The organism is Pseudomonas frederiksbergensis, from assembly GCF_017114915.1.
GTDB classification, from domain to species: Bacteria; Pseudomonadota; Gammaproteobacteria; order Pseudomonadales; family Pseudomonadaceae; genus Aquipseudomonas; species Aquipseudomonas frederiksbergensis_I.
This window is the reverse complement of sequence record NZ_JAAUOE010000027.1, coordinates 1-12,439: the sequence shown is the minus strand read 5'-3', so window position 1 is coordinate 12,439 and position 12,439 is coordinate 1. Positions and strand designations below refer to the sequence as shown.

Genomic DNA, 12,439 nt, shown 5'->3' with positions numbered 1-12,439 from the left:
AATATAGAATTGGTCTAGCTCGATACCTTAAAGGTATTTTATAGATCGACGTCCGGAGGCCCCATGGAACTGCGTCACCTGCGGTATTTTCAGGTGTTGGCTCAAACCCTCAATTTCACCCGCGCCGCCGAACGGCTGCACATCGCCCAACCGCCGCTGAGCCGGCAGATCCAGCAGCTGGAAGACGAACTCGGGGTGCTGCTGCTGGAACGCGGGCGACCGCTGAAACTGACCGACGCCGGGCGTTTTTTCCATGAACACTCCACCGCCCTGCTCGAACAGCTGAGCAAGGTTTGCGACAACACGCGGCGGATCGGCCTGGGCGAAAAGACCTGGCTGGGCATCGGCTTTGCGCCCTCGACACTCTATGGCGTGCTGCCGGAGCTGATTCGCCGGTTGCGCAGCGACGAGCCTCTGGCCCTGGAGTTGGGGCTCTCGGAAATGACCACGTTGCAACAGGTGCAGGCACTCAAGGCCGGACGCATCGATATCGGCTTCGGGCGCATTCGCATCGATGACCCGGCCATCCTCCAGACCGTACTCACCGAAGACCGACTGGTCGCCGCCCTGCCCGCCGGCCATCCGCTCCTCGCCAGACCCATCAGCCTTCGCGAGCTGGCCAAAGAACCCTTTGTGCTCTACCCCGGCAACCCGCGCCCCAGTTACGCCGACCACGTGATCGCGTTGTTCGAAGCCAGTGGCGTGCACATCAAGGTGGCGCAATGGACCAACGAGCTGCAAACGGCGATCGGTCTGGTGGGGGCGGGAATCGGGGTGACGCTGGTACCGGCCTCGGTGCAGTTGTTGCACCGCGACGACATTGGCTTTACCCCGGTGCTGGAAGACAACGCGACCTCGCCGATCATTCTCAGCAGGCGCGTGGGCGATGTGTCGCCGGGGTTGAATCATTGCTTGCGGATGATCGATGAACTGCTGCCGCCCGGCCAATCACCCGACATCGTTCAGTGAGCATCCCCATCCCACAACCAATTCCAGATCCCCGGCAAACGAACAGGCTCGGAACTCTGCTTGACGGTACGCGCCATGGCCGCCCGCTGTAGCGCTGCCGTGTCGTCGTAAAATGGTTTCTGTGCCGTGGCCAGACCTGTGGCGCTGGCACTGTCGAGAAGGATTTGCAGGTATTCGCGGGTATGCCGGGCGGTGTAGCGGTTGAGGTCGTGAAAGGTCACCACCACCGGAATCACCCCGTCCACCGTCGGCAACTCGCCCAGAGCAATGCGCTCGCGGACTTCGGACATTTGCCGCAGCAGATTGGCCCGCCGACGGGGGCTGGCGTTGAAGCCCCAGATCTTGCCGTCGTTGGCGCTCAGGTCGGTCAGTAGTATGTGCATGCCATGCTGCTGATAGGCCGCGAAGGTGCGCTTGTCATAGTTCCAGAATGGCGGACGCACCAGGGTCGGCGAAGCGCCAGTGATCGCAGCGATGTCTGCGCTGCCGTTGCTCAGCGAATGCTCCAGTTGTTCCGGGTCCAGGGAACGATGGTTGGTGTGGTGGGGAGTGGCCGTGTGGAAGCCCAACAGGTGACCTTCGGCCTGTTCGCGCCGCATGATCTGGCGCCCCACGTCACTGCCGCCGGCGCCCGAGGCGCGGGTCTGCACAAAGAACACGGCGTTAATGCCTGGTTGCAGCGGATTACGTGCCAGGCTGTCGAGCACGGTGACGGTGGGGTTGTAAAAACCGGACGCGCTGGGCCCGTCATCGAAGGTCAGCAGAAAGCGGATCGGCGGTTGCGCGCGCAGGCGCTGTTGCGTCTGCGGCGTCATTTCGATGGGCGCGGCGATGCAGCCAAACAGACCGACTGCGATGGCGAGCGCGGATAGAACCTTGATCAATTGCTTCATGTTTTGCCTTGGGCCAGACCTTACTGCCGTCACGTTTAATGGCAAAAACCCCTCGCCCATTCATCCTTCGATCGGCCCGCCAATCGCTGCGAGCCGAGGTTGGATAAGGGTACACAGTGTTTGGTTCCGGCGCCCGCTCCTGCAGGTGATTGCATGACAAACTACAGAAACTGAAAAGCCCCGCTATCCATGGCGGGGCTTTGGGTATATGCAAACCGATCAGGGCTTTATCGGGCGCTCCTGGTCGCGGTCCGACAACTCTTTACCGTCGTCGGGGTGCTTCCAGTCCGGCGTCGAACGTTTCTGCCGCTCGATCTCTTCCTCCGTCGGCTCGTCGGTGTCTTCATCCAGGTCCGGACGCTTTGGTTCAGTGGCCATATCCACCTCCCGTCCTCAAGGGATCATCCGTTAAGCGTAGATCAGTTTCGCGCCGGACGATTCAAAGCCACCACCGCAGCAAAAAGAAAAACCCCATGCTCAACAACATGCTGAGCAAGGTATTGCGGGTGTAAAGCACCAGGCCCACGGCCACCAGCGAACTGATCAGGTACGGGTTGTCCCACTGCAGGTTCAACTGCTGGTCGGGCATGAACACGATTGGCCCGCAGATCGCGGTGAGCATGCCCGGCACCGCGAAACCGAGGAATTGCCGGGCATTGCTGCTCAAGCGTACCGGCAGTCGAGGTTCGAGAAATACGTAGCGGTTGAGGAACACCAGCAGGCCCATCCCGATAATCACAGCCCAGACCATCATGTGCGCCCCACGTAGAGTTTGTTGCAGATAAAGCCTGCGGTCATGCCCGCCAGCCCCGACAGCACCAGCGCCGAGCCCCATTGCCAATAGCTGAACAGCACCGAACAGAACAGCGAGACCGCCACGCAGACCACCGTTGGCACGTTGCGCACCACTGGCGTGATCAAAGCGATAAACGTCGCCGCGATGGAGAAATCCAGCCCCAAGTGTTCAAGGCCCGGAATGCTGCTGCCCAGCACAATGCCCGCCAGGGTGAAGAGGTTCCACGCGATGTAAAACGTCAGGCCCACGCCCAGGGCGTACCAGCGGTTGAACTGCTGTTTGTCGTGCTGGCTGGTCAGGGCGAACAGTTCATCGGTGAGCAAAAAGCCCAGTCCGATACGCCAGCGGCCCGGCAACGGGGAAATCACCGAACGCAGGCTCATCCCGTACAGCAAATGCTGGGAAGTCAGCAGCAACGTGGTCAACAGAATCGAAAAAACCCCGGCGCCGCCCTTGAGCATGCCGATGGCGACCAATTGCGCCGCGCCGGCAAACACGATGCTCGACAGCCCTTGGCCTTGCAGCGGCGTGAGGTTGGCCTCGATGGCCATGGAACCGGCCAGCAATCCCCAGGGCGCGGTCGCCAGGGACAACGGCATGATGGCCGCGGCGCCACGAAGGAATGCAGTGCGCGGCATGAGTGAGTTGGACATATCGCTCTACAACCTGGGGAAGACACCAGACTGTGCCAGCCGTCGTGACTGAAGGCTTGAACAATCTTGCGCACTTGCGACGAACGCAGGTTTCGCCGATTCCACGATTGACAAATACCCCGCCGGCTTTTAAAACTGGGCGCCTCATTCAGGGTGTAAGCAAGCATGTCCGCAACTTTCAATCTCAACACTGTCGTCATTGGCTTGAATGCCAAGGCGCAAGGTTGCGTTGCGCACGCCCCTAAATCGAAGAAACAGTCGCTCATGTGACCGGGGCGCGCTGTCCCGTCAGATGAGCTGACAGGACATTGAGCGCGGCGGACACCCCTCCTCTTGCTAACTTCCTTCTACGCTTCTGACGGTGACGAAATCGGTCAACCTTCAGGAGAAAGTGCATGTCATCGTTTCAAGGTATCTGGGTTCCCATCGTTACTCCGTTTCACAATAACGCGATCGACTTCATCGGGCTGCGGCGGCTGGTCAGTCATCTGCTGGAAAAAGGCGTCGATGGCATCGTAGTCTGCGGCACCACCGGGGAAGCCGCGGCACTGAGCAAACATGAGCAACTGGCGGTGCTCGATGCGGTGCTGGAACAGGTTCCGCCAGAACGCGTGGTCATGGGTCTGGCCGGCAACAACCTCACCGAGTTGCTGCAATTTCAAAGCGAAATCCTGAAACGTCCCCTGGCGGGCCTGCTGGTTCCGCCGCCGTACTACATCCGCCCTTCCCAGGCCGGCCTTGAAGCCTTTTTCAAGACCGTCGCCGATGCCTCCAGCGTCCCGATTATTCTCTACGACATCCCCTATCGCACCGGCATCGCCTTCGAGCAAGCGACCCTGCTCCGAATCGTCGCCCATGAGCGGATCGTCGCGATCAAGGACTGCGGCGGCAATCCAGCCAACACCTTCGCGCTACTTTCCAGCGGCAACGTCGACGTGCTGTGCGGTGAAGACAACCAGATCTTCGGCGCGCTATGCCTGGGTGCCAAAGGCGCGATTGCCGCATCGGCCCATGTTCATCCCGAGCTGTTCGTGGCGCTGTATCAACAGATACGCGACAACCGGCTGGCGGCCGGCCGAACGACTTTCTTCCAGTTGCTGCCGCTGATTCACAGCCTGTTCATCGAGCCCAATCCCGCCCCGGTGAAAACCGCCCTGGCCCTTGAAGGATTGATCCGCGACGAGCTGCGGGCGCCGATGCAACGCAGCAGTGAAGCCACGGCAGTGCGATTGAAAGAAGTGCTGACAGTGCTTGAAAACAGCATTCGATAGAGCAGAAGCGCCCAGCCCGAGTACCATGGAGCGATTCACCTAACGCGTCAGGGAATCGACATGCTTTACCGAATCGCCGCCGACGGGCTGGTGCTGTCTCACTTGTTGTTCATTGTGTTCGTGCTGTTCGGCGGGCTGCTGGTGCTTAAATGGCACCGTCTGATCTGGTGGCACCTGCCCGCCGCCGCATGGGGCGTGATCGTGGAAGTTTTCCACCTGACATGCCCACTGACCGACTGGGAAAACCTCATGCGCCACGCGGCCGGACAAACCGGTTACGGTGGCGGTTTTATCGAGCATTACGTGTGGCCGATTATTTATCCGGCCGGGCTGACACCCACGATTCAATTGGGGTTGGGCAGCGTGGTGCTGGCGCTCAACGTGCTGATCTACCTGCGGTTGTTCCGGCAATGGAGGTTGCACCACCCGACTCGTTCAGGGCAGTGACCGGTCCGGTTGAATTCAGTTGGCGATGACGCTCATGTTCCGGCCGCTGGCCTTGGCCACATACAGCGCCTTGTCCGCGGCGCCAACCACATCGTCGGGCTGGGCCTGCGAGGCCGGGTCGTAGGCGCAGACACCCAGGCTGACCGTGACCGTGCCGTCCACCCCCCCAACGTGCTTGATGTCAGCCTGCTGAACCGCGCGGCGGATTTTTTCCGCCACCAGAAACGCCCCCACGTAATCGGTGGCGGGCAGCACCACCGTGAACTCCTCACCGCCGAAGCGGGCCGCGAGATCGCCGGGGCGCTTGATGTTGTCGGTGATGATGGCGCTGATTTTGCGCAAACACTCATCGCCCGCCAAATGACCGTAGTGATCATTGAAGCTCTTGAAGTGATCGACATCGATCATCAGCAGCGCCAAACCGGTTTGGCTACGCCTGGCGCGGCCCATTTCCGCGAGGATGAACAGGTCGAATTGACGCCGGTTGGAAAGCCCGGTCAGTGCATCCTCCAGCGCCAGCAACTCAAGGCTGCGGTTGACCTCGATGAGTTTGTCCTGAGCGTCCAGCAATTCGTTCTGTATGTGATTCTGCTGCTTCATGAGGCGGATCAGGCGATAACCGAGCGCACACAGAAACCCCAGCAGCAGCAGGACAATGCCCGCGCTGAATATTGACTCCTGCCGCCAGCTGGCGAGGACCTCATCCTTGTCGAGCGCGGTAAAGACGACCAGCGGATAACCCTCGACCCGTCGAAAACCCACGACCCGCACCACCCCGTCCACGTAGGACCTGACCGTTGCCGTACCGGAATCGCCCTTGGGCAACAGTTGGGTGAACAGCGGCCCCTTGGCGACGCTGGTGCCGATATCGGCTTCGTTGAACGGACGACGAACGACGACGCTGGCATCATCGGCGATCAGGTTGATCACCCCGTCATTGCCCATGTCGATGCTGTTGTACAGGTCCAGGAAATGCTTGAGATAGATCGAAGCCACCACCACCCCGGCAAACCGGCCATCGGGGTGATTGAGCCGGCGTGACACGGTCATGATCCACTCACCGGTCGAGCGACTTTTTATCGACGGACCGATATGAGGACCACGATCGGGATGATCACGGTGGTAGATGAAATATTCACGGTCGGAATTATTGGCATTGGGCGGTATGACGTTAATGGCGTTGGCGAGCCAGCGTCCTTCTTCGTCGAACACGAATAGCCCATGGATCTGCGCCAGTTCACTGCGCTGGGCGTAGAGCAAACGTTGCAGCCGGGGAAATTTTTCCGGTTGCATGCCGTCGTTCTCCAGACGATCCACCAGGGCAAACAGCAGCGTGTCGGCCTGCTTGATCGATGCCTGCGCCTGCGAGGCCAGGGTTTGCGCCAGGTTGGACATCGCCACTTCGCTGTCACGCAAATGATACTGACGCGAGTTCCAGCTTTCGCCGATCACAATGGCCATCATGGACAGGCACACCGCAACGAGCAGAGAAACCGCATATCGAACCTTGAGCTTCGATTCAACCTGCTCAGGCACCCAAGGCGTGGTGAGCCAAGTGTGTTCAATACGATCTTTGACGGACGGATGCCCCATGACGCTCCCTGAATCCCTTATGACATGGCGAATGTCCCGTTCGCCCTTTTAGCGCCAGCCAGCCGTGACTGGCGCTCAAACCTTTACAACCCGATACGATAGGTGATTTGCACGAAAAGGCTCATCGAAATCATCCGCCGGATCAGCGAGGATGATAGCACCCGTTACTTAAGGCTTCCCGCCAGAAACTGCTTCAACCGCTCGCTCCGAGGCTGCTCCAGCACACGGCTCGGTGCTCCCTGTTCCTCCACCCGGCCCTTGGCGGCCAGGGTGCCCAGCAGGATTTTCGGGCCAAAGCCTTCCAGAAGCATTTCGCTCTCCGTGTTTTTATTAATGAAGAGGATGGTCAAACTGAGCGGCCCGGACGGCCGCCCTGTTTCAGGTATCGAGAGGCGTCATTTCGCGCCGTAGACGTCGAAATCGAAGTACTTTTTGTTGATCCGTTCGTAAGTGCCGTTGGCCAGAATCGTCGCCAGCGCTTTGTTCAAGTCTTCGCGCAGCTCGACATCACTCTTGCGCAAGCCGATGCCATCACCGACGCCGAAAAAACCGGGGTCATCCAGGGTGGCACCCGCAAATTCATAGTCCTTGCCCCGCGCAGTGTTCAGAAACCCGTAACTGGCCTGGATCGCGCCCTGCAGCGAGGCATCGAGTCGCCCCACTACCAGGTCGGCGTACACCTGGTCCTGATTCTGATAGGAGAGAATGTCCACGCCCTTCGAACCCCAGACAGCTTTGGCATACGCCTCCTGGGTCGACCCCTGCTCCACGCCAATACGCTTGCCCTTGAGCGACTCCAGGGAGGGCAGCAAGCCCGATCCACGCCTCACCACCAAACGCGCCGGCGCATTGGACACCTTGTCGGTAAACGCAATCTGCTCCAGGCGCTTGGGCGTAATGGTCATCGACGAAGCCACCGCGTCGAACTTGCGCGCCAGCAGGGCCGGGATCATGCCGTCCCAGCTGCTTTCAACCCAGACGCAGCGAGCATGCAACTCGGCGCAAAGCGCCTCGGCGATGTCGACCCCGAAGCCGGTCAGCGTGCCATCCTGGTTCTTGTATTCCAGCGGTGGGTAGGTCGGGTCGACGCCCAGCCTCAACACTTTGCCGGACCAGTCGGCCGCTCCGGCCAGGCCGGATGCCGTGAACAACACCAGTGATACAGCCGCGATCATTTTATTCATTGTTATTTTTCCTCTAGGGGCTCGCCGAGCCAGGTTACCGACAGCTTTTTGTACAGCCGCAGCGCTTGAAAACTCCGCCGCTCAACGCAGAAAACCCTCGACCAGCTTCACCCAATAACTCGCCCCGATCGGCAGACAGGCATCATTGAAGTCATAGCCGGGGTTGTGCAGCAGACAGCCGTTGTCGCCCTGGCCATTGCCGATCACCAGATAGCTGCCCGGGCACTTTTCCAGGATGAAAGCGAAGTCCTCACTGGCTGTGAAGGGGCGCAGATCGTCAATCATTTGTCCTTCGCCCAGCCAGTCCTGCGCGACCTGACGGGCGAACGCTGTCTGCTCGGGATCATTGATCAACACCGGATGACAATGCTGATAGTCGATATGGGCCTGTGCGCCGAAACTGGCGGCCTGGCCCTCGACCAGCTCGGTAATTCTGAGTTCGAGCAGCCGGCGAACCTCAGGGGTCAACGCTCGCACGCTCAGACTCATTTCGGCGAACACGGGAATGACATTCGAAGCGCTTCCGGCATGTATGGAACCCACCGTGATAATTGCCATGTCCTGCGGATTGACGTTGCGCGACACGATGCTTTGCAAGGCAATCACGATCGAGGCGCACACCACCACCGGGTCGATGGCCTTGTGCGGCACAGCGCCGTGGCCGCCGTGACCGATGATTTTGATCGTCACCGTATCGGCAGACGCCATGAACGGGCCGCTGTAAAACCCCAGATGCCCGACGGGATAACCCGGTACGTTGTGCATGGCAAACACCGCATCACACGGGAACCGTTCGAGCAGGCCGTCTTCAAGCATTTTCCTGGCACCGCCCAGCCCTTCTTCGGCCGGCTGGAAAATCAGATGCAATGTGCCGTTGAACGCCCGGGTTTGTGCCAGGTATCGAGCGGCCGCCAACAGGGTTGCGGTATGCCCATCGTGGCCGCAGGCATGCATCACACCGTCAATCCGGCTGGCATACGGCAGGCCGGTGGTTTCCTGAATCGGCAGTGCATCCATGTCGGCGCGCAAGCCAACGGAGCGCCCCTCACCATTTTTCAGGGTGGCGACAACTCCGGTCCGGCCCACACCGGTGCTGACCTCAAACCCCCACTGCGTCAAACACTGAGCAACCCGCTCACTGGTGGCGAATTCCTCGAAGCCCAACTCGGGGTGCGCGTGAATGCTGTGCCGCAAAGCGATCATTTCATCCTGGATCGCTGCAATACCAGGCAAGACAGGGCCGGCGTTCATTGTTGTATTCCCTCGATAGGTCTGGGCGGCTGTTGGGGTCGATCTTAGGGAACGGAATCCGGGCTGGGGAGACGCAGTTTGGTTATGATGACAACCATTGGTTGTCGTCATGGTGAGCATATGAAACTGCATCAACTACAAGCACTGATCGCCAGCGCCGAAACCGGCAGCATCCGCGCAGCCGCGCGTTCGCTGGATATGTCCCAGGCCGCCGTGACCAAAGCACTTCGCGAGCTGGAAACCAGCCAGCAGTTGTCGCTATTCACCCGAACGCCCAACGGCCTGAACTTCACGGAGTACGGCAAAGTGCTGCTGACTCACGCCCGGCTCGTGATCAAGCAACTCGAACATGCGCAGACAGAGCTCGATCACCTGCGAGGCAAGGCTCGGGGGCGGCTCTGTGTCGGGATCACGCCATGGATTGCCTTGACCTTCTTGCCCGAAGTGGTACTGGCCTTTCGGGAGCGAATGCCGGAAATCCGGCTGGAGTTGTTCGAAAGCCTGATGGCCGTGGCCCAACCGCTGCTGCGCGATGGCAGCATGGATTTTGCGATCGGCCAGCTTCACCCGGCGCAATCAACCCAGGAATTTGCCTGCGAAACCCTGCTCGATTACCAAACGTCGGTGTTGGTCCGCCAGGGCCATGCACAACAGAATGCTCGATCGATCCATGAGCTGCTGGAGCAGAACTGGACCTTGAACTACGCACCGGACGGTCACGATGGGCTGATGCAGGAGTTGTTCTGGAAACACGGTGCACAAATTGATGAGAGCCGAATCGTCCGCGCCCATTCACTGGCGATCCTGCAGATGATGGTCGAGCGGGCCGACATGTGCACCTGGGGCCCCTCCATTGTGAGTATCGCCCCGCCCTTTCTCGGCCGAGTGGTTTCCCTGGGGCTGACCGAACAATTCGAACCCAGGCAGTTGGGCATCGTGACACGCCGCAATGGTGCGCTGAGCAATCCGGCACTGTGCTTTACCGATTGCCTGTTGCAGGTCATTCGGCGTCATGCCCGCTCGGCCAAAAAGGAAGACCGACAACTCTTTGAAACGCTGCACCTGCGGGTTTGAGAGGGATCAGGCGCGCGTCTGTTTCAATGCCTCAAGCCAGGCCGGATTCAATTGCGTCTGCTCAGTATCGATGCCCAGTGCTTGCATCCGCGCCGCGTGTTGATCCATCTCTCGGGTCAGCTGACTTTGGTCGCTGGAGTTGCCGTCCAACTGGTGCATCTGGCTCAGCCCCAAGTGATAAAAGCGCAGCAGCTTCATGGCGGCAGGGTCGCCCTGCTCCACTGCCGCCGTCACCTGGTGCATGACGTTGGTGACGCTCATCAGGCTGCGCTTGAGCTGCCAACCATAGACCGCTGGCGCCATCCACTCCTGGCTCCAGAACTTGCCGCGCATCAACGCCGCGGTCAGCAACAACGCGGCAAACACGCCGCCCACGTTGAAACGCAGATTGTCGCCGCCAGGCTCACCGAACAGCGCCACCGCCGCCGTCGACAGCACCATCGCCAGCACCAGGAACATCAGGGCGATGATCACCGTGCTGCGTCGCGTCTGGCGTCGATAGGTTTCGGCATTCATTGGCTGGATTTCGAACATCGCGGCAGGGTTCCTTGGGTGTGAGTGCAAAAAGACTGCGGGGCATTATCGCCTTCTCGAAGGATTTAGCTATGCTGGGGCTCCTTTTCAGCTTTTCATCGTCAAACGGGAGCATGGCGATACAACTTGGTTCGTGCCATCTTCATCATGGATACACACTATTCGGATGCCATGCGCCGTTGCTGGCGGGTGACATCGTTTTAAGGATCATTGAATGACCCAACGACATGTAATCAACGCCTCGGTCAGCCCTAAAGGCAGCCTGGAAACACTGTCCCAACGTGAAGTACAGCAACTGAGCGAAGCCTCATCCGGCATCACCTACACCCTCTTCCGCCAATGCGCCCTGGCCATCCTCAATACCGGCGCCCATGTCGATAACGCCAAGACCATTCTGGAAGCCTACAAAGACTTCGAAATCCGCATTCACCAGCAAGACCGTGGCGTACGCCTGGAACTGCTGAACGCCCCAGCCGACGCGTTCGTCGATGGCGAAATGATCGCCAGCACCCGCGAAATGCTCTTCAGCGCCCTGCGCGACATCGTCTACACCGAAAACGAACTCGACGCTTTGAGCATCGACCTGAGCACCTCGCAAGGCATCAGCGACTACGTCTTCCATCTACTGCGCAATGCCCGCACCCTGCGCCCCGGCGTCGAGCCGAAAATCGTGGTGTGCTGGGGCGGCCACTCGATCAATACCGAAGAATACAAATACACCAAGAAAGTCGGCCACGAACTCGGCCTGCGCAGCCTGGACATCTGCACCGGTTGCGGTCCGGGCGTGATGAAAGGCCCGATGAAAGGCGCGACCATCGCCCACGCCAAGCAACGCATCCACGGCGGTCGCTACCTCGGTTTGACTGAACCTGGGATCATCGCCGCCGAGGCGCCGAACCCGATCGTCAACGAACTGGTGATCCTGCCGGACATCGAGAAACGCCTGGAAGCGTTCGTGCGGGTCGGCCACGGCATCATCATTTTCCCCGGCGGTGCGGGCACGGCCGAGGAATTCCTGTACCTGCTCGGCATCCTGATGCACCCGGACAACCAGGACCTGCCGTTCCCGGTGGTCCTTACCGGGCCGAAAAGCGCCGCGCCGTATCTGGAGCAACTGCACGCCTTCGTCGGCGCAACCCTCGGTGAAGAAGCGCAGCGGCACTACGAGATCATCATCGACGACCCGGCTGAAGTGGCGCGGCAGATGACTCAAGGCCTCAAAGCGGTCAAACAGTTCCGCCGCGAGCGCAACGACGCGTTCCATTTCAACTGGCTGCTGAAGATCGACGAAGGCTTCCAGCGCCCCTTCGACCCGACCCACGCCAACATGGCCAACCTGCAACTGAGCCGCAACCTGCCATCCCACGAACTGGCCGCCAACCTGCGCCGCGCGTTCTCCGGCATCGTCGCTGGCAACGTCAAGGACAAGGGCATCCGCCTGATCGAAGAACACGGGCCGTACCAGATCCGTGGCGATGCCGAGGTCATGCAGCCGCTGGACCGCTTGCTCAAAGCCTTCGTGGCCCAGCACCGGATGAAGCTGCCGGGTGGCGCGGCGTATGTGCCGTGTTACCAAGTAGTGGCGTGATACAGCTGATGTGAGCTTTGATCGTTCCCACGCTCCGCGTGGGAATGCAGCCCGGGACGCTCCGCGTCCCTTTCTCGAGCTGGAACGCGGAGCGTCCCTTGAGGCATTCCTTTGCTGCGCGTGGGAACGATCAATGCGTCTATTAGCCCTGCGGGTCGAGGTTATCCAGCACCCGATTCACCGCCA

13 protein-coding genes and 1 pseudogene are annotated in these 12,439 nt (G+C 60.0%); 5 read left to right on the top strand and 9 right to left on the bottom strand.

Annotated elements, in window-relative coordinates; all coding sequences use genetic code 11:
* Positions 1-63 precede the first annotated feature (63 nt).
* A complete protein-coding gene (locus HCU66_RS18730; protein WP_205889872.1) occupies positions 64-969 on the top strand; it encodes a LysR family transcriptional regulator in 906 nt (301 codons plus the stop codon).
* Here the strand turns inward: HCU66_RS18730 and HCU66_RS18725 are convergent.
* From HCU66_RS18725 to HCU66_RS18710, 4 genes are all read right to left on the bottom strand, one after another.
* Entirely contained in the window at positions 963-1,862 is a 900-nt protein-coding gene (locus HCU66_RS18725) for a polysaccharide deacetylase family protein (protein WP_205889871.1), read from the bottom strand. The two genes, HCU66_RS18730 and HCU66_RS18725, sit on opposite strands and share 7 nt — an antisense overlap.
* 219 nt (positions 1,863-2,081) lie before the next feature.
* Positions 2,082-2,240 (bottom strand): hypothetical protein, encoded by a 159-nt coding sequence (locus HCU66_RS18720; RefSeq protein WP_205889870.1) that lies wholly within the window; start codon positions 2,238-2,240, stop codon positions 2,082-2,084.
* Between the two features lie 61 nt (positions 2,241-2,301).
* Positions 2,302-2,613 carry an AzlD domain-containing protein gene (locus HCU66_RS18715; RefSeq protein WP_205889922.1) on the bottom strand — a complete coding sequence of 104 codons (312 nt, stop codon included), beginning with the start codon at positions 2,611-2,613 and terminating at the stop codon, positions 2,302-2,304.
* Complete coding sequence (locus HCU66_RS18710) at positions 2,613-3,311, bottom strand: AzlC family ABC transporter permease (RefSeq protein ID WP_205889869.1); 699 nt, start codon at positions 3,309-3,311, stop codon at positions 2,613-2,615. The genes HCU66_RS18715 and HCU66_RS18710 overlap by 1 nt, the downstream gene beginning before the upstream one ends.
* A gap of 395 nt (positions 3,312-3,706) precedes the next feature.
* Here HCU66_RS18710 and dapA point away from each other — a divergent pair, with 395 nt between their 5' ends.
* Positions 3,707-4,582: a 4-hydroxy-tetrahydrodipicolinate synthase gene (gene dapA / locus HCU66_RS18705; protein WP_205889868.1), complete on the top strand. Its 876-nt coding sequence runs from the start codon at positions 3,707-3,709 to the stop codon at positions 4,580-4,582.
* Positions 4,583-4,642: 60 nt separating this feature from the next.
* On the top strand, positions 4,643-5,029 hold the full coding sequence (locus HCU66_RS18700; protein WP_205889867.1) for a DUF2784 domain-containing protein: 387 nt from the start codon (positions 4,643-4,645) through the stop codon (positions 5,027-5,029).
* A 15-nt stretch (positions 5,030-5,044) separates the two neighbouring features.
* Here the strand turns inward: HCU66_RS18700 and HCU66_RS18695 are convergent, their stop codons facing one another.
* From HCU66_RS18695 to HCU66_RS18680, 4 genes and pseudogenes are all read right to left on the bottom strand, one after another.
* Positions 5,045-6,622, bottom strand: a complete 1,578-nt coding sequence (locus HCU66_RS18695; RefSeq protein ID WP_205889866.1) for a sensor domain-containing diguanylate cyclase — start codon at positions 6,620-6,622, stop codon at positions 5,045-5,047.
* Positions 6,623-6,786: 164 nt separating this feature from the next.
* A pseudogene (locus HCU66_RS18690) lies at positions 6,787-6,882 on the bottom strand (histidine/lysine/arginine/ornithine ABC transporter ATP-binding protein); the annotation flags it as partial.
* A 135-nt stretch (positions 6,883-7,017) separates the two neighbouring features.
* The gene (locus HCU66_RS18685) at positions 7,018-7,797 is read right to left on the bottom strand and encodes an ABC transporter substrate-binding protein (RefSeq protein WP_374707279.1); all 780 of its coding nucleotides are present in this window, start codon (positions 7,795-7,797) and stop codon (positions 7,018-7,020) included.
* Between the two features lie 90 nt (positions 7,798-7,887).
* Positions 7,888-9,057 (bottom strand): M20 aminoacylase family protein, encoded by a 1,170-nt coding sequence (locus tag HCU66_RS18680; RefSeq protein ID WP_028941014.1) that lies wholly within the window; start codon positions 9,055-9,057, stop codon positions 7,888-7,890.
* Between the two features lie 84 nt (positions 9,058-9,141).
* On the opposite strand from HCU66_RS18680, the gene HCU66_RS18675 reads away from it, so the two are divergent.
* Entirely contained in the window at positions 9,142-10,131 is a 990-nt protein-coding gene (locus HCU66_RS18675) for a LysR family transcriptional regulator (RefSeq protein WP_205889865.1), read from the top strand.
* 6 nt (positions 10,132-10,137) lie between these two features.
* Here the strand turns inward: HCU66_RS18675 and HCU66_RS18670 are convergent, their stop codons facing one another.
* Positions 10,138-10,665, bottom strand: a complete 528-nt coding sequence (locus HCU66_RS18670; protein ID WP_205889864.1) for a DUF3087 family protein — start codon at positions 10,663-10,665, stop codon at positions 10,138-10,140.
* A 214-nt stretch (positions 10,666-10,879) separates the two neighbouring features.
* Between HCU66_RS18670 and ppnN the strand changes: the two genes are divergently transcribed.
* Positions 10,880-12,253, top strand: coding sequence for a nucleotide 5'-monophosphate nucleosidase PpnN (gene ppnN, locus HCU66_RS18665; protein WP_205889863.1), 1,374 nt, complete (start codon positions 10,880-10,882; stop codon positions 12,251-12,253).
* Positions 12,254-12,439 lie beyond the last annotated feature (186 nt).